A 23,401-nucleotide genomic window follows, 5' to 3' on the forward strand; every position below is an offset into this window, starting at 1 on the left:
GTGTCATAGGCTCCGGGCCATCTCACCGGAGCGGTGTGGGGTCCTGTTCCGATCTCAGGAACCCAGTGCTAGGAGGGCACACTTCATGAGGAAGTCCAAGGCAGTCTCCGCCTGGTCGCTGGTCGCGGCCTCCGCGCTTGTGCTGAGCGCATGCAGCGGTGGCGACAGCGGCAGTTCCGACCAGAACGGGTCGTCGACCGACATCAAGGCCATGGCGCTCGGCAAGGCGCAGAACGGCGAAAACTTCAAGCTCGCGGACACCAAGGGGTACGAGGGCACCGTCACGGTGGGTATCGACGACGGGTACTCGGGCTACAACAACGACACGCCCGACACCAACACGTCGTACAACACCTACATCCTGACGGCCGTGCTCGCCGGCGCCGATGTGCTCGACGGCAACAACAAGGTGCTGCTGAACAACGACGTCTTCGACAGCTGGGAGGTCACCTCCAAGTCGCCGCAGACGGTCGTCTACAAGATCAAGCCGAACGTGAAGTGGTCCGACAACGAGGCGTTCGACTGCGACGACATGTACCTGTCGTGGCTGGCGCACTCCGGCAAGGCGAAGACCGCCGACGGCAAGCAGGCCTTCCTCGCCGCTTCGACGACCGGCTACCAGCTGATCGACCAGGCGACCTGCAAGGACGACCTGACCTTCGAGACCAAGTACACCGAGCCGTACCTGGACTACAAGGGTCTGTTCAACTCGACCGCGATCATGCCGGCGCACATCGTCGAGAAGCGGTCGAACATCCCCGACATCACCAAGCTGACGCCGACCAGCGACGCTGCTCAGCTCAAGGCGGCCGGTGACTTCTGGACCAACGGCTTCAAGGCCTTCAAGGCCGAGGACATGCCGGCTTCGGGCCCGTACAAGATCACCGCGTTCGACGCCAACCAGAAGGCCGTCACGCTCGAGAAGAACCCGAACTGGATCGGTGGCAAGGGTGGCCCCTCCAAGATCGTCGTGAAGGCGATGGAGGACACCAAGGCCATGGCGACCGCGCTGCAGAACGGCGAGATCGACGTCGCCGCTTCGACCCAGCCCGACGCCACCGCCGCCGGCACCATGAAGGGCCTTTCCGCCCAGGGTGTCACCTACGGTTCGGCCTCGCAGCTGACCTTCGAGCACATCGACCTGAACTACAAGCGCATGTTCAAGGACAAGAACCTGCGTAAGGCGTTCTTCGAGGTCGTCAACCGCCAGGAGATCACCGACAAGCTCCTGAAGGAGGTCCAGGCCGACGCGACCCCGCTGAACAGCATCGTGTTCATGCCGGGCGAGCAGGGCTTCAAGGACCTGTACAGCAGCAAGGCCGGTCTGGGCGCCCAGGCCGCGGCCAAGACGCTGACCGACAACGGCTGGGTCAAGGGTGGCGACGGTATCTTCGCCAAGGACGGCCAGCGCGCGTCGTTCAAGATCTCGCACAACCAGAACACCCGCCGTCAGCAGACCGTCGAGATCATCATCTCGCAGGCCAAGGCCGCCGGTATCGAGATCACGGACGACCAGGACGCCAACTTCCTGAAGGGTGGCCGTCTCGCGGCCAGCGACTACGACGCCGCGCTCTTCGGCTGGTCCGCCGCTCCGTTCAAGGCCGAGCAGAAGTCGATCTACATCACCCGTGTCGACGACAGCAGCCAGAACTACCAGGGCCTGTCGAACCCGACGATCGACTCGTCCTTCGAGGCGGCCGTGAAGGCCACCGACGAGGCCGTGCAGCTGGAGAGCTACCAGAAGGCGGACCAGGCGATCGCGGACGAGTACGCGACGCTGCCGCTGTTCCAGACCCCGTCCATGTGGGCGTTCAAGGGCATCGACCGCACTTACATGCAGTCGTACAACGGTGTCCTGTGGAACGCCGGTGAGTGGGAGCAGAAGAAGTAGGGCTTCCGCCCCGCTTTTTCACCACTCGCTTACGCGATCCTGGTGGTAGGGGGCCCGGCCACAAGCCGGGCCCCCGTACCCGCCGGAAGTAGCTGTTGACCGTAGGGTTACCGCCACTACGGTGGACAACCGGGCAGCGGTCCAGCACTTCGGCGACCAGGCCCGGATGAGGAGCAGTTCGTTGAACCTGGTGATCTACATTCTTCGCCGTCTGGCGATATCGATTCCCGTCCTGTTGGTCGGGACTTTCCTGTGTTTCGTCATGGTCGCCGGCACCGGTGACCCGCTCGCCGAGATGAAGAGCAACCCGGCCATGAGCAAGGAAGCCATCGCCCAGATGGCCTCGCAGCTCGGGCTGGACCAGAGCATCGTGCCCCGGTACTTCACTTGGCTCGGCAACTTCGTCACCGGCGACTGGGGCGTTTCCATCGCACAGGGCAACGCGCAGGCCCCGGTGTTCCCGAAGGTCATGGCCGCGTTCGAGGTCACCTTGAAGCTCGTCGTCGGAGCCGAGATCCTCGCGCTCATCCTCGGCGTCCTCGTCGGTGTGATCGCGGCGGTCAAGCAGTACTCGATCATCGACTACATCGCCACCACGCTGGCGTTCCTGCTGTTCTCGATGCCGATCTTCTGTGTCGCCATCGTGCTCAAGCGGTACGCGATCGAGTTCAATGGCTGGGTACGGGATCTGGGACTGTCCGATGTGCTCGGTAATCCCTGGATCCGCACCACGAGTCCGGAATCGCTGAATCTGGACGGACCAGGCGGCTTCCTGGCGAGTTATATCGGCGCGTATCTGCTGCCGACGTTGTCCATCATGGCGATCAGCTTCGCCGCCTACAGCCGGTTCCAGCGCGCTTCGATGCTGGAGACGCTGAACGCGGACTACGTGCGGACGGCGCGCGCCAAGGGACTCGCCAACAGCCGGGTCATCTTCCGCCACGCCTTCCGGAACGCGCTCATCCCGGTGACCACCCTGTTCTCCGTCAACTTCGGTGCCGTGCTCTCGGGCGCGATCATCACCGAGACGGTGTTCAACTGGAATGGCATGGGCAAGCTGCTCGTCGAAGCCGTGACCAAGAGCGACACGCAGGTGATGATGGGGTGGCTGGTACTCATCGCCAGCAGCATCATCGTCGCCAACCTGATCGCCGACCTGATGTACGGCATCCTGGACCCGAGGATTCGCGTTGGCTGACTTGAACTCCCTCATCGAGGCGGACGACTCCGCGGCCGCCGCCGCGGGCAAGACACCCGCGGAGGCGATGCCCGAGCCGCAGAGCCAGGGCAAGCTGGTCCTGCGCAAGTTCCTGCGGCACAAGCTGGCGATGATCTGCACGGGTATCCTGCTGCTGCTCGTGCTCACCGTGCTGATCATGCCGATCTTCTGGCCCTACAGCTACGAAGACAGTTCCTTCCCCTCCTTCGCCAAACCCAGCGGGGAATACCCGCTCGGCACGACGCAGGTCGGCAAGGAAATGGTGTCGCAGATCCTGCGCGGCACCCAGTACTCGCTGCTGATCGCGCTCATCGTGTCGCTCGTCGCCACCACCATCGGAACCGTTTTCGGGGCCATGGCGGGGTACCTGCGCGGCTTCACCGACTCGGCGATCTCGCGCGTGACGGACCTGTTCCTGATCGTCCCGCAGATCGCCGCCGCCGCCATCCTGGCGAAGGTGTTCGGTGGCGGTACCTGGTACATCGTCGCGATGGTGCTGGCGGCCTTCGGCTGGATGCCGATCGCCCGTATCGCCAGGGCCGAGTCGATGTCGCTGTCCCAGCGCGAGTTCGTGGACGCCGCCCGCGCGTCCGGTGCCGGGACGCTCCACATCGTGTTCAAGCACCTGGTGCCGAACATGGTCGGCCTCATCACGGTCAACGCGACCCTCGCGATCGCGCAGGCCGTGCTGATCGAGGCGGCGCTGTCCTTCATCGGGCTCGGGGTGCAGCTACCGGACACCTCGCTCGGTCGCGTGATCCTCGAGAACTACGCGCAGCTGCAGGCGCGGCCGGCGTTGTTCTTCGGCCCGTTCGTCGTGCTGGTGCTGATCTCGCTGACGATCAACTTCATCGGTGACGGTCTGCGGGACGCTTTCGACCCGCGGCAGCGGAAGATGAAGGCGTAGTTCATCTCCGCGCGCTGACGTAAACGCGCCGAAGGGGCGTCGACCCGCTTCAACCTCAGGTTGAGCGGGGAGGCGCCCCTTCATCGCGTTTACGTGGGCCTCCGGCCCAAAAGAGGGCGCGCGGGGTGAAGTCTCCGGTCGGGCGCTGGCGCGCCCTTCCCGAAGACGCTGAGGTGCTGTCAGCCTCGGTCCCGGGACACTCGCGCAGGTTCCCCGACCGGTTAACGCACGAAAAGGCCCCCTTCGCGGCGTCCAGCGCGGCGAAGGGGGCCTTTTCCGTACCTCTGAGGGTCAGTCGGCCACCGGGGCGAGCTTGCCCGCCTGCCAGGCCGCACGCCGCTCGGCCTGCAGCACCGGGTCCGCGACCGGGGCGGCCGACAGCAGCCGCCGGGTGTAGTCCTCGCGCGGCGAGTGCAGCACCTGGTCACGCGTGCCGACCTCGACCAGCTTGCCGTGCTGCATCACCGCGACACGGTCGGCGAGCAGGTCGACGACGGCGAGGTCGTGGCTGATGAACAGGCAGGCGAACTGCAGCGAGCGCTGCAGGTCCAGGAACAGGTCCAGCACGCGGGCCTGCACCGACACGTCTAGCGCCGAGGTGGGCTCGTCCGCGATCAGCAGCGCCGGGTCGAGCGAGAGCGCCCGCGCGATGGCGACGCGCTGGCGCTGGCCGCCGGACAGCTCGTGCGGGTACCGGTTGCGGTAGTGGCCGCCGAGCTCGACCTTGTCCAAAAGGGACGCGACGCGCTCGTTCAGCGCCTTGCCCGACAGGAACTTGTGCAGCACCATCGGCTCGGCGATCGACTCGCCGATGGTCATCTTCGGGTCCAGCGTGGACGCCGGGTCCTGGAACACGATCGAGAAGAAGCGGCGCAGCGGGCGCAGGTCCTTGTTCGACATGTTCGTGATGTCCTGGCCCGCGATCGACACGGTGCCCGAGGTCGGGGTCAGCAGGCGGATCGCGCAGCGGCCGACGGTCGACTTGCCGGAACCGGATTCACCGACCAGCCCGACGATCTCGCCCTTGGCGATGCTCAGCGAGACGTCGTCCACCGCGCGGTTCTTCGCCTGGCCGCGACGGCCGGGGTATTCCAGCACGAGGTTCTTGATCTCGAGCGCGGGCGCGTTCTCCTCGATCACGGCCGCGAGTTCGCTGTCTTCGAGGCGGATGTCCTCGGCGATCTTCGTGGCCTCGTCGCTGTCGGCGGAGATGCCGGCGTCGTCGAGCAGGCGGCGTCCTTCGGGGCGCTGGCCGAGCACCGGCACCGCGGCGAGCAGCTTGCGGGTGTAGTCCACCTGCGGCGACGCGAACAGGTCGCGCACCGGCGCCTCTTCGACGATGTTGCCCTGGTACATGACGACCACGCGGTCGGCGAGGTCGGCGACGACGCCCATGTCGTGCGTGATCAGCACGATGGCGGTGTTCAGGGTGTCGCGCAGCTTCCGCAGCAGGCCGAGGATCTCCGCCTGCACGGTGACGTCGAGAGCCGTGGTCGGCTCGTCGGCGATGATCACCTTCGGGTCGCACGAGATCGCCATCGCGATGACGACACGCTGGCGGAGACCGCCCGAGAGCTGGTGCGGGTACTGCTTGAAGCGCAGCGGCGGGTTCGGGATGCCGACCATCTCCAGCAGCTCGATGGCGCGCTTGTCGGCGGCTTCCTTCGAGATGTCCTGGTGCGAGCGGAGCGCCTCGCGCAGCTGCCAGCCCACGGTGTAGACCGGGTTCAGCGCGGTCATCGGCTCCTGGAAGATCATCGCGACCTGGTTGCCGCGGATCTTCTGGAGATCCTTCTCCTTGAGGTCGGCCAGGTTGCGGTCGCCGAGGCGGAGTTCACCCGCGATCCGGCTCGTCTTCGGGAGCAGCCCGAGCACCGACATCGAGGTCACCGACTTGCCGGAACCGGACTCGCCGACCACCGCGACGATCTCGCCAGGCTTGACGTCGAATCCGATGCCCTTGACGGCGTCGACCACGCCGTCGTCGGTCGGGAACGAGATGCTCAGGTCGGAGATGGACAGAACCGAACCCGACACGCCGCCGAGGTCCGACGATGCTGCTTCAGTGCTCACCAAGATGCCCTTCGTGGGGGTACATATGGTCACGGCGCACAGGCCGCGACTCGCGCGAGGATAACCGAGAGTCGCCCGACTAAGGTCGGTGCTCTCCGGCTTCCGTTCCCGACACCCTATAAAGGAAAGCCCGCCGTGTTCGAATTAGTCTTCAAGCCGTGATCTCAGACCGGCCGAAATTGCTCCTCGTCCACGCCCATCCGGACGACGAGAGCATCACCACCGGCGGCACCATCGCGCGCTACACGTCCGAAGGTGCCGACGTGACCGTTGTCACGTGCACTCTCGGTGAGGAAGGCGAGATCATCCCGCCCGCCCTCGGCGGGCTCGGTTCGTGGGCTTCCGATCAGCTCGGCGGCTATCGCGCGGGCGAGCTGGCGTCGGCGCTGGCCGCGCTCGGGGTCACCCGGCACCGGTATCTCGGGGGCATCGGCCGCTGGCGTGATTCGGGGATGGCAGGGACGCCGTCCGCGGCGCATCCGCGCGCGTTCTCCGGCGGCGACCTCGACGAGCAGGCCGCTCAGCTCGCGGAGATCCTGGACGAGGTCCGCCCTCAGGTCGTCGTCACTTATGACGCTTTCGGGGGGTACGGTCACCCCGACCACATCCGCGCGCACGAGATCACCATGGCCGCGGCGCCGAAGGCCGCGTCGGTCGAGCGGGTCTTCCATACTGTTTCTTCTCGCGACGCCGTCGAGGCCGGGCTCGCCGCACTTCGCGGGGTGTCGACGTTCCGGGTTCCCGAGGACGGCGAACTCCCGGTGACGCCGGACGAGACCATCACGACCGTTCTCGACGTCAGCGCGCACAACCCGGCGAAGGCGGCCGCGCTGCGGGCGCACGAGACCCAGGTCAGCGTGCCCGCGCCGCCGCATCTCGCGGACCACTTCGCGCTGAGCAACGACGTCGCGCAGCCGATCACCTCGAACGAGTACTTCGTGCTCGTCCACGGGACGGCCGAGGGCGCCGGGGCGGACCTGTTCGGGGGACTCGCGAAGTGACCGCGCCGCTCACTTCGCGGCAGCGTTTGCTGCTGGCCCTGCTGTGCTTCGACGCGTTCTTGCTCGGGTTGCTCGAACTGTTCTTCTTGCCGCTCCGCCTCGATGGGATCGTGCTGCCGAAACTCGGGGATCTCCCGATGCCGGCGACCGTGGTGCTCGCGGTGATCACGACGCCACTGTTGGTGAGGACGACCGCCAAAGTGGTCCGGCCCTCCTTTTCGGTGATTCCGCTCCTCGTCTGGGTACTCGTCGTACTCGGGATGGGTGTGACCGGGCCCGGTGGTGATCTGGTGCTGGTACAGGACTGGCGGGCGCTGCTGCTGATCGGCGGCGGGGCCCTGCCGGGAGCACTGGCGCTGGGCGGCGGTCTGGGCACAGCGGCGAAGGTCGCGAAGGGAGGCAGCGGTGGGTGAAGCGATTTCGGACCGTCAGGTCGTGGCGGTGCTACGGCCGTTCGTCCGCGCCTGCGGGCCGATGGTCGACGCGCTGCGCGACGCGGATCCGTTCGGCCTGCAGGCCAGGGGACGTCGCCACGAAGATCTGGACGGCGTCGAGCCGGGGCTGAAGGACAAGCTGCTCGACGGGATCACCTCGGTCAAGGTGCCCGGCACCGCGGCCTGGGCGGAGATGTCGAACTACCAGCGGACCCATTGGTGGGTGAACCGGGTCGGCCGGGTCACCGCGCTGGTCACCGCGATCCCCGGGATCGGCGGCGCGCTCGCCGACCGGCTGCCCGTGCAGGACGCGCTCGGCTCGGCGTCGCAGGGGGTGCTGCTGTGCGCGATCGCGGGGGAGTACGGCGTGACCGATGTCGGCGCCCGGGTCCGGCTGATCGCGTGGGTGCTCTTCGAACGCGACATCGATCCGGTGATCGCGGCGGGCAAGCACGCCGAACATGACGAAGCCGCCGAAGATGATGAAGCGGCGAAGCTCACCGAAGAACTCGACGACGCGAAGAAGAAGCACGGCAAGGTGACCCTGAAGGCGGCCGCGGGCACGCTGTGGCGGCTCGGCAGGGGACTGCTGGGCATCGTCGAAGAACTGGAGAAGCGCCCTCGGGGCCGGCTTTTCCACCGGGCGCTCGGGAAGCTGCCGGTGGTCGGCATGGCGGGCGACTACCTCGGCGAGCGATCCGGCCTCAAACGCGTCTGGAAGCGCGCGCACGAGTGGTTCACCGAGCACCCCGGCGGCCAGTGACCGGCGAGGTCACTTCCAGAACATGAACGCGTCCTGTCCGTACTGGGCCGCGAGCTTGAAACCGCCGACGGAGTCGAAGATCGCGTAGGACCCCTGCCACAGCAACCGGCTCGCGTCGTCCACGAGGAACAGCACGGCGAACAGCACGAGCGGCGCCCAGGGCCGGGCCTTCGCGCCGAACTCGCGCGCGCCGGGCGAAAGGTACGGCTCGATCGCGCCCCAGCCGTCGAGACCGGGGATCGGCAGGATGTTCAGGATGAACGTGACGATCTGAAGCAGCGCCAGGAACGACAGGCCGATCACGAGTCCGTTCGTCATCGGCACCAGCGCGACGACGAGGGTCAGCACCACACCGACGGCGAGGTTGCTCAGCGGCCCGGCGAGCGACACCCATGACTGGACACCGCGGGACCGCAGGCGCCCGTGTTCGATCCACACCGCGCCGCCCGGCAGCGGGATGCCGCCGATGATGAGGAACACCAACGGCAGGATGATGGACAGTGCCGGATCCGTGTATTTCCGGACGTCCATGGACAGGTAACCCTTGTGGGCGACGCTGTGGTCGCCGCCGCGGAACGCCACGATCGCGTGCCCGAACTCGTGCAGCGTCAGTGACGCCACCCAGCCGCCGGCGACGAGCAGGACCACGCCGGTGATGATCAGCGGGTCGTACTTCTGGCTGGAAATCGTGGTCGCGTCACCGAAAGCCGCCAGTACACCGCCCAGGACGGTGACGGCGAGGATGCCGAGGAAGATCGGGCTTGGCCGCACTGCTGATCTCTGCACCCCACCAGTCTTCCGTATGCCCGATGTGAAGTTCTCGGCGTGTCCCCTTGCGCGATGCGGCCCGAGTATCCCCCGAACTCGCTACTCCGCTTGACCTGACCGCACTACACGGGTGTAATCACAGTGATGTCATTCGTCGCTGGAAGGGGGCGGCGGATGGTGTTTCAACACCGCCAGCCTGGGGAGTGCGTGGACAGCGAGGAGGCGGACGTGCGGTTGGAAGCAGATGGAAGGGAATGGGGGCAAGTCGTGGGTTGGGGTGAGGTCCCGGAGCAGCAACTGGGCGATCTCACCGAGCTTTTCGACGATGCCTCCGCGGAAGAGCAGGACTGGCAGGAACGGGCCCTCTGCGCGCAGACGGACCCGGAGGCGTTCTTCCCTGAGAAGGGCGGCTCCACCCGCGAAGCCAAGCGGATCTGCCTCGGTTGCGAGGTCAAGGACGAGTGCCTCGAGTACGCCCTCGCGCATGACGAGCGGTTCGGTATTTGGGGCGGGCTCTCCGAACGTGAGCGTAGGAAACTGAAAAAGCGAGCTGTGTGACGGCGATCTCCGGCACCCCCAGTGCGCCGGAGATCGCTTCCTGCCCGGTTCCACCCAGCGTTTGTTCTCATACTGTGGGGCCACCAACGGGTGACAGGGTCGCGTCGTAGGGTGGCGGCACTCGACTTCGCCGCCACCTCTGGAGTGCCCGTTGTCCCGCACCGCCGCGTCATCTGTGCCGCGCACGGCTCCCGTTCTGGCCATTGTGGTCTGTCACGACGGCGAGAACTGGTTGCCACTGGCGCTTTCCGCGCTGCGGCGCAGCGGTGTCCGGCCGCGGCACGTGCTCGCCGTCGACACCGGGTCCACCGACCGGACGGCCAAGATCCTCGCCGACGCGGCGGCTGCCGAGGGAGTCGCCGGCGAAGCGCCGGTCCTTGACGGAATTCTCACACTTTCGAGTGACATCGGTTTCGGCGCCGCCGTCGGCGAGGCCGCCCAATACGCCGTCGAACGCTGGGGTGATCCCGGCGGCTGGCTCTGGCTGCTGCACGACGACTGCGCGCCGGAACCCGACTGTCTCGAAAACCTGTTGGCAGCGGCGGAAAACGAGCCCTCGGCGACAGTGCTCGGTCCGCTCGCGGTGGACTGGAGCGACCCGCGGCTCATCGTCGAAGCCGGGTTGTCGACCGACGCCATCGGCCATCGGCAGCAGATCTCACCCGACGAGACCGACACCGCGGTGCTCGCCGTGCCGAGCGCCGGATCACTGGTGCGGCGCGAAGTCTGGCACGACCTCGGCGGCTACGACCCCGGTTTTCCCTTGCTGCGCGAGGATCTCGACTTCGGCTGGCGCGCCAACGCCGCGGGCGGCCGCGTGCTTTCGGTGCCGTCGGCCCGGCTCCGGCACGCTCGCGCGCTCAGCACCGGGCAGCGGGAACCGGACGCGCTCGGCCTTTCCCTCGCGACGGCGAACCGCGCGCACGGGCTCCGGGTGTTCCTCGTCAACTGTTCCCCGCTGTCCTTCTGGTTCGGTCTGGTCCGGATCCCGTTCTTCGCGCTGTTCCGCGCGCTCGCGTTCCTGCTGCTGCGACGCACTGGCGAGGCGGGCGCGGAACTCGCGGCGGCCTGGTTCCTGCTGCGCGGTCGTGGCGGGCTGCGCGCTGCCCGCGCCGAACGCCGGAAGACCGACCGGCCGGGCGACGTCCGAGGACTGTTCACCGGGCGGATGACGCGGGTGCGCAACGCGGTCCGCGCCGGTGTCGTCGGCCTCGTCCGGCGCGGCGTCGAACGGGACTTCGCGCTCGGGACCGTTCCGGAGAGCGCGGATCAGGAAGGGGCCTGGATCCCGCCGGAGGCGTTGCAGGCCGGACAAGATCGCCCGGTGGGTCCCGGCGCGCTGCCCGCCGGGGCGATGCGCGGGGTCGGCTCGCGGGGGACGGGGCTGCGGCGGCCCAGCGCGATCGTCGCGGTCGCCGTCCCCGAGAAGCCCGCTGCGAGCGGCCCGAAACCGTCGCCGGTGCCGCGCGACGGCGGGCGGCGGCCGGAACCGGAACTCGTGTTCGTCGAGGTCGACCGGAAACGGGTGCTCGGCGCGACCGTGTTCGCCCCACCGGTGCTCATGCTCGTCGTCCTGACCGCGCTCGCCTTCGCCGTCAACGGATCCCGGCTCGGGCTGGACCTCTTCGGCGGGAAACTGCTGCCGATCGGCGGGCTCGGCGAGGTCTGGTCGTCGTACCTGGCGCCGTGGCACGCGATCGCGGGCGGGACGGCGAGTCCCGCGCCCGCGACGTTGCCGGTGCTGGGCACCCTCGGTGCGATCTTCGCCCCGATCGGCGGCCCCGCGGCGCTGGTCGCGATCCTGCTCATCGGTGACATCCCGCTCGCCGCCCTGAGCGCGTACGCGGCCACTCGGCACCTTCGCGTGCGTCGCTGGGTGCGTGCCGTCGTCGCGGCGGCTTACGGCGTGCTCCCGGCGGCCACCGCTTCGGTCGCGCAGGGGCGGCTCGACGTCGTCGTCGTGCACCTGCTGCTGCCGCCGGTGATCGCGGGCATCGTGGGGCTGCTGGTCCGCGCGGACTCGCGATGGCTGCACGTTTCCGCGCTGAGCGCGATCGGGCTGGCGCTGATCGGCGCGTTCTCGCCGCTGGCGCACGCGCTGGCGCTGGTCGGACTGGTGATCGGGTTCGTGGTGCTGCCGTCGCCGACGGGGCTCGCGCGGCGGATCGCGTCGGTCGGCATCGTGGTCTTCCTGCCGCTGGCGCTGCTGCTGCCGTGGCCGAGTGTGCTGCTGAGGCATCCGGAACTGCTGCTGCACGGGCTCGGCGGCGGTGCGACGGCCGCGTCCGGGGCCGATCTCGCCGGACTGGACCCGGGCGGACCCGGCGCGTGGCCGATCGGGGTGGCGCTGGTCGCGGCCGCGATCGTCGCGCTGGTGGTGCGGCCGTCGAAGGGCGCGGGCGCCGGTGTCGCGGTCGTCGTGCTGGGGGTGCTCGGGCTCGTGGCGGTGCGGTTCGTGGCGGTGACGCCGATGTCGGGCGGCGCGCACGCGACCGGGTACGCCGGGGTGCCGCTGCTGGTGATCGGCGCGGGCCTGCTGTGGACGGTGCTGGCCACCTGGCAGCGGGGTGGGTCCGGTGTCGACCCCGCGCCGTGGCTGGCGAAGGTCACGGCCGTGGCCGGGGTGCTCGTCCTGCTGGCGCTGGTGACCGGTGCGGCCGTCGCCGGGCGGGAAGGCCCGCTGCGGTCGGGTGAGCGTCCTTCGCTGGCTTCGGGGATTTCGGCGGAACTGGCCGTGACAGGGCGTTCGGTGCTGGTAGTGGGTTCTGCTCAAGAGGGTGTCCGGCAGACCGGTGGGCGGTTGCCGTTCTACGGCGACGACGAACTCGCGCCGACACCCGGCAGCGCCGATCGGCTGGCCTCGTGGCGCCGGGACCTTCTCCAGGGCTCGCCGGACGCGGTCAAGCAGGCCTTCGCGGCGGCTTTGGCTTCGGGAGCGCTGTATGTCGTGCTGCCCAGTGGCGCCGACGGCGGTGCTTTCGTCGAACTCGCGCGGGACCTGGTCGCTCCGGCGGAGCCGACCTCCGACGGGCGTCCGGTGCTTCGCCTGCTGCCCGCCGGTGGGCAGGTGGCGTTGATCTCGCCGGAACTGGCGCAGGCGGCCGTGACCGGGAAGGGCGCGCCGGGGGCGTCGCCAGGGGTGGCGCCGGTGCAGGCCGGGTTGCCGGACGTGCGGGTGCGTGTCTCGGAAGGGCCGACAGGGCGACTGCTGGTGCTGGCCGCGGAGTTCGAGGCGGGCTGGCAGGCGAGCGTGGACGGCAAGGCCGTGCCGATCGTGCGGGCTTGGGGGCATCAGGTGGCCGTCTCGGTGCCTCCGGCGCCTTCGGAGGTCGTGGTGGAGCACCAAGGGACCACACGGAACCTGCTGCTGCTGGCGCAGGTGGCGGCGGTGCTGTTCACACTGCTGACTGCTGTACCTACGCGGCGGCGGCCTTCGCAATCTTGAGCGGTTTGGCTCGGTGTCGCTACCGCTTGCCGCTGCCGCTACCTCCGCTGTTGCTTGCGCTTGCTGCCTGCTGCCGCTTGCTGCCGCCGTCGCTCCCGCTGCTGTCGTCGCTGTCCTGAAGGCCCCCTTTGAGACGTTGAACGTCTCAAAGGGGGCCTTCAGGACAGCGCTACCCCTTCAGAACTCACCCGTCGCCCCAGCCCCTGCCCCCCGCTGAGGCCCAATGCCACAGTGGGAGCACCTGAATCGCGCCCGGAACACCTGGAAGCAGAGTTGTCCACAGCCTGCTCCACTTGTGGACAACTCGGGGCTCCAGCGCCGTTTTCGCAGGTCCCGTCGGTGTCTCGCGGTACGCTGGGCTGGGGACGCCCCCCGGGGAAGGGTGGGGGCTGGGCTGGGGTGGGTGGGAGAGGCGAGCGGGGGTTATTCGCCTTCGATGACGTCGGGTTCGACGCCCAGGTAGCCCGCGACCTGTTCGACGAGGACGTCGTGGACGAGTTCCGCGAGTTCGCCGGGGTCCTTCGCGCGTGCTTCGAGGGGGCGGCGGTAGAGGACGATCCGGGCCCGCGTCGGCAGTCCGGCGCGGTCGACGCCGGCGGGCACGAGCCGCGAGAGCGGGACGGCGCCGTCGTGCAGCACTCCGTCCACTCCGGCCGGTGCGCCATCCGAGCGAACTTCGGGAACGTCGTCGACGGCGACGTCGAGCTTCGTCAGCTCGTGCCGCCACCGCGCTTCGATCGGTTCGAGCGCGTCCAAAACCAGCGCGTCGAACCTCTCTGCCCTGCTAGCGGCGGCAGGAAGGGTCGACGGATACAGCGCTCCGCGCAGGCCCCGGCCGTGCCGGTCCCGGCGCATCCGCCGTCGCTGTCGGGAATCACGAGCCGTCGCCACGATCCGAAGGGTACGCGCTCGGCGAGTCGAAGCGCGTGTCGCCGGTACACCTGGCCGAGGACGCGCTATCGTTCTCGATCGTGCGGAGCGTACGAAAGTGTTCGCGAACGGGTTGTCTCGAGCCCGCTGTCGCCACGCTCACGTATGCCTACAGCGATTCGACAGCCGTCGTGGGGCCACTGGCCACCGCGAGCGAGCCGCACTCCTATGACCTCTGCGAAGCCCACGCCCTCCGGCTCACCGTGCCCAAGGGTTGGGAAGTCGTCCGGCACGAGGGCGCCTTCGCCGCCCCCGACCCCTCCGCCGACGAGCTGACCGCGCTGGCCGAGGCCGTGCGCGAAGCGGGCCGCTCGGACAAGCCCGCGCCCGGCCCCGAACCCGAGGGTCCCTCGGGCAGGCGCGGCCACTTGCGCGTCCTGCCCGGCCGAGCCTGACGCAAGGGCCCGCCGGTAGGCTTTCGAGCGCGCCAGAGGGCGTTGTAACGAGACTATTGGCGGGGAGCAGGCGTGCCAGACCTTTCGGGCATCGTGAAGGCCTACGACATTCGCGGCGTGGTCGGCGAGCAGCTGGACGCGGCGCTCGTACGTGACCTCGGTTCGGCGTTCGCCCTGCTGATCAAGCCGGAGTCCGACTCCGTCGTGATCGGCCACGACATGCGCGACTCGTCCCCCGAGCTCTCCGCCGCGTTCGCCGACGGCGTGACCTCACAGGGGCTCGACGTGGTGACGATCGGCCTCGCCAGCACCGACCAGCTGTACTTCGCGTCCGGATCGCTGAACCTGCCGGGCGCCATGTTCACCGCCAGCCACAACCCGGCGAAGTACAACGGCATCAAGCTGTGCCGCTCGGGTGCCGCACCGGTCGGCCAGGACTCCGGTCTCGCGGAAATCCGCGACACCGTCGAGCAGGGCGTGCCCGCCTTCGCCGGCCAGCGCGGTTCGGTGACCGAGAAGGACGTCCTCGCGGAGTACGCGGCGTACCTGCGCAAGCTCGTCGACCTGTCGAGCAGCCGTCCGCTGAAGGTCGTCGTCGACGCCGGCAACGGCATGGGCGGCTACACCGTCCCGACGGTCTTCGCGGGCCTGCCCATCGACATCGTGCCGATGTACTTCGAACTCGACGGCAACTTCCCGAACCACGAGGCCAACCCGCTCGACCCGAAGAACATCGTCGACCTCCAGGCGAAGGTGCGCGAGGAAGGCGCCGACGCGGGCCTGGCCTTCGACGGCGACGCGGACCGCTGCTTCGTCGTCGACGAGCGCGGCGAGCCGGTGTCGCCGAGCGCCATCACCGCGCTGGTCGCGATCCGTGAGCTGGAGAAGGAGCCGGGCGGCACCATCATCCACAACCTGATCACGTCGAAGGGGGTCCCGGAGATCGTCGCCGAGCACGGCGGCAAGCCGGTGCGCACCCGGGTCGGGCACTCGTTCATCAAGGGCGAGATGGCCAAGACCGGCGCGATCTTCGGCGGCGAACACTCCGCGCACTACTACTTCCGCGACTTCTGGCGTGCCGACACCGGCATGCTGGCCGCGCTGCACGTCCTCGCCGCCCTCGGTGAGCAGACGGGCCCGCTGTCCGAGCTGACGGCGGAGTACTCGCGCTACGCGGCCTCCGGTGAGATCAACTCGACCGTGGACGACCAGGTCGCGCGCATGCTCGCGGTCAAGGACGCCTTCACCGCGCGCGACGGCGTCGAGATCGACGAACTGGACGGCCTCACCGTGCAGCTTCCCGGCGGCGGCTGGTTCAACCTGCGCCCGTCCAACACCGAGCCGCTGCTCCGCCTGAACGTCGAGGCCGCCGACGCCGAGGCGGTCCGGGCCCTGACCGAAGACGTACTGGCGATAGTCCGTGGGTAACGAATGTGGCGTGAAAACACACATAGAGATGTCCCACAGGTAGGAGTAACCCATGGCCGTCACGCTTGACGCACAGTTGCTGGAGATCCTGGCCTGCCCGTCCCCCGATCACGCACCGCTGCGGACGGGGACGACGGCCGACCCGGAGGCAGACGCGCTGACCTGCACGGAATGCGGTCGGGTGTATCCGGTCCGTGATGGAATCCCGGTACTGTTGCTGGACGAAGCCACCGAGCCGACGACCCCGGATGGCGCCCATGCCGACGGTCCCTGACGATTCCCTGCTCGACGATCCCGCGCGGTTGGCCGAGGCCGACACCGCGGGGCTGCTCCGTGCCGCCGCGATGGCGGGCGCCCAGGTCCGGGCGACCGTCGAAGCCGCGGCCGAGCTCGAATTGAGCGATCGCCTGGATGTCGGGCGCCCGCGCTCGCTCGTGCTGATCGACAGGCCAGGTGTCAGCCGGACGCTGACCCGCCTGGTCGCCGCTCTGCTGACCCCGTCCTGCCCGGTGCCGGTGGTCGTCGCCGAGGTCGTGCCCAGCTGGATCGGCGCGCTCGACGTCGTCTTCGCGCACACCGACGACGCCGGTGACCGCGAGCTGGCCGCCTCACTGGAGCGCGCCGCCCGATTCGGGGCGACCGTCGTGCTGTCCGCGCCTGCCGAAGGCCCGGTCGCGGCCAGCGTCGCGGGCAAGGGACTGCTGCTCGCGCCGAGGCTCCCGGTTCCGCCGGAGATGGCCTTCCCGCGCGGGCTCGCCGCCGCCCTGCTGACCGCGAACGCGCTCGGCCTGCTGGTAGCCGATCTGGAACAGCTCGCCGACCAGCTCGACGCGGAAGCGGAGAAGGACTACCTGGCGAGGGACTCGTTCGCGAACCCCGCCAAGGCGATGGCGCTGAAGCTGGCCGATCGCCAGCCGCTCCTGTGGGGGCTGGACCCGGTCGCGGTCGCCGTCGGCGAGCACGCGGCCCACGCGTTCGCCGCCCACGCGGCCGTCGTCTGTGACGTGGAGGACTATCGCCAGGCGCTGGCGAGGCCCGCTTTGCGGCGTGCGGCATTGTCCGGGGGCGTGGAGCGCGATATCTTCGCGGACCCGGAGGAGGGGGTCGGCTCGACGCCGAGGGTGTTGCTCCTCTCGGTTCGGACGGGGCCCGCCACGGAGGCGGCCCGCTATCAGGCGGAAGACCTGCTGCCCGGTGCGGACGTGATCGCCCCGGCCGAAGAGATCGAAACGGACGAGATCGTGCGTGCGGCCGTTCTCGCGCTGCGTTTCGAGCTGGCCGCGGTCTATCTCGGGCTGGCCGTCGGCAGCATCGGCGGCGCCGGGAGGTACACGCCTGCAACGGCGTGAGCCCCGCGCGCGACGTAAGACATGAGGGCCGGCACAAACAACCCGTGCCCGGCGAGGAGTTGAGGTGACAGTGGAGCTGCTGCGCAATGCCGTGCGGCCCTACGCGTGGGGTTCCAGAACGACGATCCCCGAGCTGCTGGGGCGACCGGTTCCGGCGCCGCATCCGGAGGCGGAACTGTGGATGGGCGCCCACCCCGGTGACCCGTCCCACGTCATCGGCCCGGACGGCACCGAGCGGAGCCTGCTGGAGCTCGTCGAAGCCGATCCGGTCGGCCAGCTCGGCACGAGCTGCGCGGACCGCTGGGGCGGCAGGCTGCCGTTCCTGCTGAAGATCCTCGCCGCCGAAGAGCCGCTTTCGATGCAGGCGCACCCGTCCGCCGCGCAGGCGGCCGAGGGGTACGCGCGTGAGGAGTCGGCGAGGATCCCGCGCGACGCGTCGAACCGCAACTACCCGGATCCGACGGCGAAGCCGGAACTCGTCTGCGCGCTGACGGAGTTCCACGCGCTGGCGGGTTTCCGCGACCCGGAACGCACGATCTCGCTGCTGAAGGCGATCGAGACGCCCGGGCTGGCGAAGTACGCGGTACTGCTGGAGGCCCAGCCGGATCCGGCCGGGCTGCGCGCGCTGTTCACCACCTGGATCACCCTGCCGCAGGCCGCGCTCGACGAGTTGCTGCCCGAGGTCCTCGATTCGTGTGTGAAGCACGTCCGGGAACGCGGCGAGTTCGACGTCGAATGCCGGACCATCCTGGAGCTCGGCGAGTCGCATCCGCGGGACGCCGGTGTGCTCGCGGCGCTGCTGCTCAACCGGCTCACCCTCAGCGCGGGCGAGGCGATCTACCTGCCCGCCGGCAACCTGCACCTGTACCTGCACGGCACCGCCGTCGAGATCCTGGCGAACTCGGACAACATCCTGCGCTGCGGGCTTACCCCCAAGCACGTCGACGTGCCGGAGCTGCTGCGTGTCGTCGACTTCGCCTGCGGCGAGATGCCGGTCCAGCGCGGCGAACGCCAGGAGCGCCTGTCGGTGTACCGCACCGACGCGCCCGAGTTCGAGCTGTCGCGGATCGAGTGGGAGGCCGGGGACGACGGCGAAACCGCCGTCCACGACGTCGGCCCGCAGATCCTGCTGTGCACGGCCGGCGGCCTGCTGGTGACGGCCGACGACGGCGAGCAGGTCGAACTCCGCCGCGGCCAGTCGGTGTGGCTCCCGGCCGCCGACCCCGCCGTCCGCGTGCGGCCGCTTTCCGGTGAGCGCACCCAGGTCTTCCGCGCCACCGCCGGCACCTGCTGACACGCTCGACCCTCGCAATTCGGCACCTGGTTGCGGTACTTGCACGCGCAAGTACCGCAACCAGGTGCCGAATTGCGTTGTCTGGGCAAGCGTTCCTTGGCCGAACTGTGTGCGTTCCGTGTGGCGGGTTGCGCGACCATCATCCTTACGGGTGACCCGGCGATTGTCGTCGGCTTCTCCCGGATGACGATGGCCGAGGAGAGCAGCAGCAGTGACTTCCCATCCCGACGCGGCGGGCGGGCGCGCCTACCGGGTGCCGGTTTCCGTGCACCCCGCCGTCCTGCTCGCCGCGCTCGGAATCGCCGTCGTGGCCGCGCTCGTGCCTGTCGTCGACTTGGCGCTCCCGCTTCCGGACGGCCAGGACCTGGCCGTCCCGGCGCCGGCGCTGGCGGGGTTCGCCGGTGACGCGATCGAGTCCCTCAAAGCCGCTGGGTCCGGACTGCACGGCCTCGCCGCCGACGCGGAGAGCAGGCTGAACATCCCGCTGGTCGTGCTGATCACGCTCGGCGCGCAGGTGCTGCTCACCGCCGCGCTGGTGGTGAGCGGCACCCAGCCCATCCGCGTGATGCTGACCGTCGCCGGGCTGATCAACGTGTTCGCGGTCGCCCGGCTCGAACCCGCCTCGCCGCCGATGTGGGACGCCGCCGCCAACGGGGTGCTGGTGATCGCGCTGGCCTGGTTCTCCGCCGGACGGCGTGAACCGTCGCTCGGAGCAAAGTGAACCAGGGGAAGTGATCGGACTTCCGGGTGGTGCTCGTCTGAGGGGTCGGGCACCACTCGGTCAGGCCGGGGCGGGTTCGGTGAGCGACAACAGCAACCGGACGAGGGTCGAAGCGTTGGCGTCGTGGGGGACTTCCAATCGCTTCGCCTCTTCACCCGCCGCCTCGGCCGCTTTTGTTTCCCCGACGGCCTCGTACGCCCTGCGCAGCACGTGCAGGGTGAGGCCCGTCGCGGGTTTCCCGCCCATGGCGCGGAATTCGTCGAGGCAGTGGCGCAGCACGGGAATCGCGCGATCGGCCCGGCCTTCGCCGATCCAGCTCGCCGCTATCGCGCGCGTGCAGGAAAGCTCCCTCGGCCGTTCTTCGATCGCGCCGGCGATCCGCCGCGCGTTCTCGTAGGCCTTCACCGCGCCGACGCGCTGTCCGGCGCCCGCGAGGATCGCGCCCTGGGTGCGCAACGACTTCGCCAGCGCCGATTTCGCCGTCGTCCGGCGCAGCACCCGGACCGATTCCTCGATCTTCTCCAAAGCCTCCTCCTCGCGGCCGTCGAGCATCAGCGACCACGAAAGCCCTTGCAGGGCAACGCCGAGCTGGCGTTCGTCGCCGCCTTCGCGCGCGTGCGCGAGGCTTCGGCGGTCGATCTCGAGCGCCTCGGTGACCTTGCCGAGCCGGTGCAGCGCCGCGGACTCCGCGTGCCGCGCGTACGCCCCCGGCCCGGTTTCCTCCACAGTGGACAGTTCACGGGCCTGGGTCGCGGCGTGCAGGGATTCCCCGGCCCTGCCGAGACCGACGAGGCAGCGCGCCAGATTCGTCTCGACCCACGCCCGCGCGGAAACGTCACCCAGTTCCGCCAGCTCCTTCGAACATTCGCGGTAACCCTCGACGGCGCGTTCGTACTCGCCGCGGACGTGCAGCAGCACCGTCAGGTTCGCCTCGGCGATGACCGCGATATGCCTGTCATCCGCCTCGCGAGCGGCGTCGCGCAAGGTCTCGTACGCCGTCCGCATGTCGGTGCAGTGGCTGTGCAGGTACAGGTACGCGCTCAGCCTTTCCAGTATCCGCAACGCTTTTCGCAGCCAGCCGACGGCGCACAACGACGAGACGGCGGCGACCAGGTTGGCCCGCTCCACGGCGAACCAGGTGCCGGGATCGAGCAGCAGTCGCTCGACCAGTTCACCGGACAGGGGCTGGGCGGGCACGTCCTGATCCGACAACGGCATCGGCACCGTCCTCGGCAGGCGGCGGGCCGCCGTGTCGGCGAGGCACAGTGCCGCGTCGGACACCTTCGTGACCGTGGCCACCCGCTCGGCGTGGGTCTCCAGCTCCCGGCCGAGTTCGGTGGCGAACACGCGCACGAGGTCGTGCACGCGGAACCGCTGCTCGCCCGTCGGGTCGAGACCGGTGGCCTGGAGCAGGCTGGCTTCGACGAGCTCGTCGATGGCCTCGTCCGCGTCCTCGGTGTCGATCAGGACCGACACCGCCCAGGCGGGAAGGTCGTGGGTGCGGCAGCGGCCGATCAGCCGGAACGCACGGCGCGCCGCCGGGCTCAGCGCCTGGTAGCTCAACGCGATGCTGCCGCGCACCTGGAGATCGCTGACCTGGAGTTCGTCGAGGCGGGAGACCTCGTCCTCCAGCCTTCCGGCGAGCTTCCCGAGCGGCAGTCCCGGCCGCATGGCGAGCCTGCTGCCGGCGATCCGCAGCGCCAGCGGGAGATTGCCGCAGGCCTTGGCGATCCGCTCCGCGTCCGCGCGTTCGGCGCCCACCCTGTCCGGCCCGGCCAGCCGCGCCAGCAGGGTCATCGCCTCGTCGCCGGACAACGGCGCGAGGTGGAGACGATCCGCCCCGGCGAGCCCGGAAAGCCGCAGCCTGCTGGTGACCAGGACGGCGCTGCCCGGCGTTCCCGGCAGCAGCGCGCGGACCTGATCGGGGCCCGCGGCGTCGTCGAGCACCACGAGGACCCGCCGATCGGCGAGACGGCCGCGATAGACCGCCGCCCTGGCCTCGACGTCGTCCGGGATGGCGGGACCCGTGACGCCGAGCGCCCGCAACAGGTCGCCGAGGACGTCGGCGAGTTCGCGGGTTTTGGAAGCGCCCGCCAGCGGGACGAACAGCTGCCCGTCCGGGAAGGACCGGCGGAGCCGGTGCGCGGTGCTGACCGCGAGGGTGGACTTGCCCGCGCCGGGTTCGCCGGTGATCACCGCGACCGGGACGCCCGCGCCGTCGCCGAGCAGCCCGGAGAGCTGCGCGATCTCGCCTTCGCGGCCCGCGAGATCCGCGATGTCCGGGGGCAGCTGGCAGATCGGGAAGACCTGCGCCACTCTGACCGACGGCACCGGATCCTCGCCGCGCAGCACGGCGGCGAGCACGCGGCGGACCTCGGCGCCGGGCTCGACGCCGAGCTCCTCGACGAGGGTGGCGCGAAGATCGCGATGGACGGCCAGTGAGTCGGCCTGCCGCCCGGCGCGGTGCAGCGCGATCATCAGCTGCGCGGCCAGCCGCTCGCGCAGCGGATGTTCGGTGATCATCGCCTGGAGTTCGCCGGTGAGCTCACCGTGCCTGCCGTCGGACAGTTCGGCGTCGACACAGTCCTCGAAGGCGGCGAGCCGTTCCGACTCGAGCCGGGCGACGTCCGCGTCGAGCCGGGGGATGCTCAGCCCGGACAGCACCGGCCCGCGCCATTCCGCCAGCGCCCGGCGATAGTGCCCGGCGGCCGCCGCCGGATCGCCCGCGCGCGCCGCGGCCTTCCCCGCCGCGACGGCTTCGCGGAACGAGAGCAGATCGAGGTCGCCGGGTTCGACCGCCAGCCGGTAGCCGTGCGGGTCCCGCTCGATCTCCAGCCCTTCGAACCGCGCCCGCAGGCGAGAGACGTAGGTGTGCAGGTTCGAGGAGTAGGACTTCGGCGGCCCCTCCGGCCAGAGGGCCTCGACCAGGGCATCGACGGGGACGGACGAGTTCGCGTTCAGCAGCAGGACGGCCAGCAGGGCGCGCTGATGATCGCCGCGCGGCGCGGTGTGCCGCCCGTGCGGGCTCTCGATCGTCAACGGTCCGAGCACGCCGAATCGCGGCACGGGCACCTCCCAGGTCCAGGGAGTGGCGACACTAGCGAGGGGTTCCGACAATTCTGTGACCTGTCCCGCCCGGCGCGTACCGGCTCATCTGCACTGCTAGCCTTCGAACCCGGCATATCGGGACACCATTTCTTCGGGACACCAGGGGAGTCGCACGTGTCTGCAGGTGGCGGAACCAAGGCGATCATCGCCGCACTCGTGGCGAACGCCGGAATCGCGGCCGCGAAATTCACCGGCTTCCTCATCACGGGGTCGTCCTCGATGCTCGCCGAGTCCGTGCACTCGCTCGCGGACACCTCGAACCAGGGCCTCCTGCTGCTGGGCCAGAAGACCTCACAGCGCAAGGCGACCCGCACCCACCCGTTCGGCTTCGGACGGGACCGGTACTTCTACTCGTTCATCGTCGCGCTGATGCTCTTCAGCCTCGGCTCGGTGTTCGCGCTGTACGAGGGCATCCACAAGATCAGCGAGCCGGAGGGGCTGACCTCGCCGCTGGTGGCCGTCGGCATCCTCTTGGTCGCGATCGGACTGGAGTCGTTCTCCTTCTACACCGCGATCCAGGAATCGAAGAAGATCAAGGGCGACGCGGGCTGGTGGGCGTTCATCCGCCAGGCCAAGACCCCCGAACTGCCGGTGGTCCTGCTGGAGGACGCGGGCGCGCTGCTCGGCCTGGTGTTCGCGCTCGCGGGTGTCGGGCTTTCGGTCGTCACCGGCGACCCGATCTGGGACGGCATCGGCACCGCCATGATCGGCCTGCTGCTCGGCGTCATCGCGATCATCCTGATCATCGAGATGAAGAGCCTGCTGATCGGCGAAGGCGCCTCCGAACCCGACCTCGACACGATCATCGACGAACTCGCCGCGGGCAAGGTCGAGCGGGTCATCCACATCCGGACGCTGTACATCGGCCCGGACGAGATGCTGGTGGCCGCGAAGCTCGCGCTGGTGCCGGGGCTGGAGACCGGCGAGGTCGCGCAGGCCATCGACGACGCCGAAGCGCGTGTGCGGGCGAAGGTCCCTACGGCGAAGCTGATCTACCTGGAGCCGGACCTGGACCGCTCGCTGGCGTGAGCCTGGGCGAGAGGTCGGCAGGGTGGGTCGTGAGTGGCAAGTGGGGTGAGAGCCAACAGTGTCTTAGGTACCCGCAGCCTGGCGGTTT

At 69.4% G+C, this 23,401-nt stretch carries 19 protein-coding genes; 15 read left to right on the forward strand and 4 right to left on the reverse strand.

The genetic code is table 11. The annotated features are described in order from the left end of the window. The first annotated feature begins 85 nt into the window (after nucleotides 1-85). The 3 genes from ACFOSH_RS16770 to ACFOSH_RS16780 all read left to right on the forward strand — a co-directional run bounded on the left by ACFOSH_RS16770 (nucleotide 86) and on the right by ACFOSH_RS16780 (nucleotide 4,017). Nucleotides 86-1,891, forward strand: coding sequence for an ABC transporter family substrate-binding protein (locus tag ACFOSH_RS16770; RefSeq protein ID WP_378239839.1), 1,806 nt, complete (start codon nucleotides 86-88; stop codon nucleotides 1,889-1,891). 181 nt (nucleotides 1,892-2,072) lie between these two features. Continuing rightward, nucleotides 2,073-3,089: an ABC transporter permease gene (locus ACFOSH_RS16775; protein WP_378239971.1), complete on the forward strand. Its 1,017-nt coding sequence runs from the start codon at nucleotides 2,073-2,075 to the stop codon at nucleotides 3,087-3,089. Further along, nucleotides 3,082-4,017 (forward strand): ABC transporter permease, encoded by a 936-nt coding sequence (locus tag ACFOSH_RS16780; RefSeq protein WP_378239840.1) that lies wholly within the window; start codon nucleotides 3,082-3,084, stop codon nucleotides 4,015-4,017. The genes ACFOSH_RS16775 and ACFOSH_RS16780 overlap by 8 nt, the downstream gene beginning before the upstream one ends. Nucleotides 4,018-4,308: 291 nt before the next feature. On the opposite strand, the gene ACFOSH_RS16785 is transcribed toward ACFOSH_RS16780, so the two are convergent. After that, nucleotides 4,309-6,090 (reverse strand): ABC transporter ATP-binding protein, encoded by a 1,782-nt coding sequence (locus ACFOSH_RS16785; protein WP_378239841.1) that lies wholly within the window; start codon nucleotides 6,088-6,090, stop codon nucleotides 4,309-4,311. A gap of 158 nt (nucleotides 6,091-6,248) precedes the next feature. Here ACFOSH_RS16785 and mshB point away from each other — a divergent pair, with 158 nt between their 5' ends. The 3 genes from mshB to ACFOSH_RS16800 are packed head-to-tail and all read left to right on the forward strand — an operon-like array spanning nucleotide 6,249 to nucleotide 8,288. Continuing rightward, nucleotides 6,249-7,091, forward strand: coding sequence for an N-acetyl-1-D-myo-inositol-2-amino-2-deoxy-alpha-D-glucopyranoside deacetylase (gene mshB / locus ACFOSH_RS16790; protein WP_378239842.1), 843 nt, complete (start codon nucleotides 6,249-6,251; stop codon nucleotides 7,089-7,091). Beyond that, nucleotides 7,088-7,504: a hypothetical protein gene (locus ACFOSH_RS16795; RefSeq protein ID WP_378239844.1), complete on the forward strand. Its 417-nt coding sequence runs from the start codon at nucleotides 7,088-7,090 to the stop codon at nucleotides 7,502-7,504. Before mshB ends, ACFOSH_RS16795 begins: the two co-directional genes overlap by 4 nt. Next, a complete protein-coding gene (locus ACFOSH_RS16800) occupies nucleotides 7,497-8,288 on the forward strand; it encodes a hypothetical protein (protein WP_378239845.1) in 792 nt (263 codons plus the stop codon). The genes ACFOSH_RS16795 and ACFOSH_RS16800 overlap by 8 nt, the downstream gene beginning before the upstream one ends. 9 nt (nucleotides 8,289-8,297) lie before the next feature. Here ACFOSH_RS16800 and ACFOSH_RS16805 read toward each other — a convergent pair whose 3' ends face one another. After that, nucleotides 8,298-9,059, reverse strand: a complete 762-nt coding sequence (locus tag ACFOSH_RS16805) for a site-2 protease family protein (protein ID WP_378239972.1) — start codon at nucleotides 9,057-9,059, stop codon at nucleotides 8,298-8,300. 171 nt (nucleotides 9,060-9,230) lie between these two features. On the opposite strand from ACFOSH_RS16805, the gene ACFOSH_RS16810 reads away from it, so the two are divergent. Further along, on the forward strand, nucleotides 9,231-9,614 hold the full coding sequence (locus ACFOSH_RS16810; protein WP_007028952.1) for a WhiB family transcriptional regulator: 384 nt from the start codon (nucleotides 9,231-9,233) through the stop codon (nucleotides 9,612-9,614). 151 nt (nucleotides 9,615-9,765) lie between these two features. Next, nucleotides 9,766-13,059, forward strand: coding sequence for a glycosyltransferase (locus ACFOSH_RS16815; RefSeq protein ID WP_378239846.1), 3,294 nt, complete (start codon nucleotides 9,766-9,768; stop codon nucleotides 13,057-13,059). Between the two features lie 423 nt (nucleotides 13,060-13,482). Here ACFOSH_RS16815 and ACFOSH_RS16820 read toward each other — a convergent pair whose 3' ends face one another. Further along, nucleotides 13,483-13,914, reverse strand: coding sequence for a metallopeptidase family protein (locus ACFOSH_RS16820; RefSeq protein ID WP_016337110.1), 432 nt, complete (start codon nucleotides 13,912-13,914; stop codon nucleotides 13,483-13,485). 116 nt (nucleotides 13,915-14,030) lie between these two features. On the opposite strand from ACFOSH_RS16820, the gene ACFOSH_RS16825 reads away from it, so the two are divergent. The 6 genes from ACFOSH_RS16825 to ACFOSH_RS16850 all read left to right on the forward strand — a co-directional run bounded on the left by ACFOSH_RS16825 (nucleotide 14,031) and on the right by ACFOSH_RS16850 (nucleotide 19,176). Beyond that, nucleotides 14,031-14,384 (forward strand): DUF3499 domain-containing protein, encoded by a 354-nt coding sequence (locus ACFOSH_RS16825; RefSeq protein WP_083255246.1) that lies wholly within the window; start codon nucleotides 14,031-14,033, stop codon nucleotides 14,382-14,384. 72 nt (nucleotides 14,385-14,456) lie between these two features. After that, on the forward strand, nucleotides 14,457-15,812 hold the full coding sequence (locus tag ACFOSH_RS16830; RefSeq protein WP_378239847.1) for a phosphomannomutase/phosphoglucomutase: 1,356 nt from the start codon (nucleotides 14,457-14,459) through the stop codon (nucleotides 15,810-15,812). Nucleotides 15,813-15,864: 52 nt separating this feature from the next. After that, complete coding sequence (locus tag ACFOSH_RS16835) at nucleotides 15,865-16,086, forward strand: Trm112 family protein (RefSeq protein WP_005150815.1); 222 nt, start codon at nucleotides 15,865-15,867, stop codon at nucleotides 16,084-16,086. Continuing rightward, nucleotides 16,070-17,161, forward strand: a complete 1,092-nt coding sequence (locus ACFOSH_RS16840) for a hypothetical protein (RefSeq protein ID WP_378239848.1) — start codon at nucleotides 16,070-16,072, stop codon at nucleotides 17,159-17,161. The genes ACFOSH_RS16835 and ACFOSH_RS16840 overlap by 17 nt, the downstream gene beginning before the upstream one ends. 70 nt (nucleotides 17,162-17,231) lie before the next feature. Further along, nucleotides 17,232-18,455, forward strand: a complete 1,224-nt coding sequence (gene manA / locus ACFOSH_RS16845) for a mannose-6-phosphate isomerase, class I (RefSeq protein WP_378239973.1) — start codon at nucleotides 17,232-17,234, stop codon at nucleotides 18,453-18,455. A 211-nt stretch (nucleotides 18,456-18,666) separates the two neighbouring features. Next, nucleotides 18,667-19,176: a hypothetical protein gene (locus tag ACFOSH_RS16850; RefSeq protein WP_378239849.1), complete on the forward strand. Its 510-nt coding sequence runs from the start codon at nucleotides 18,667-18,669 to the stop codon at nucleotides 19,174-19,176. Between the two features lie 60 nt (nucleotides 19,177-19,236). Here ACFOSH_RS16850 and ACFOSH_RS16855 read toward each other — a convergent pair whose 3' ends face one another. Continuing rightward, complete coding sequence (locus tag ACFOSH_RS16855) at nucleotides 19,237-22,242, reverse strand: AfsR/SARP family transcriptional regulator (protein ID WP_378239850.1); 3,006 nt, start codon at nucleotides 22,240-22,242, stop codon at nucleotides 19,237-19,239. Between the two features lie 156 nt (nucleotides 22,243-22,398). On the opposite strand from ACFOSH_RS16855, the gene ACFOSH_RS16860 reads away from it, so the two are divergent. Beyond that, nucleotides 22,399-23,313, forward strand: a complete 915-nt coding sequence (locus ACFOSH_RS16860; protein WP_378239851.1) for a cation diffusion facilitator family transporter — start codon at nucleotides 22,399-22,401, stop codon at nucleotides 23,311-23,313. Nucleotides 23,314-23,401: the final 88 nt, after the last annotated feature.

The organism is Amycolatopsis speibonae, from assembly GCF_042647925.1.
Taxonomy (GTDB): Bacteria; Actinomycetota; Actinomycetes; order Mycobacteriales; family Pseudonocardiaceae; genus Amycolatopsis; species Amycolatopsis speibonae.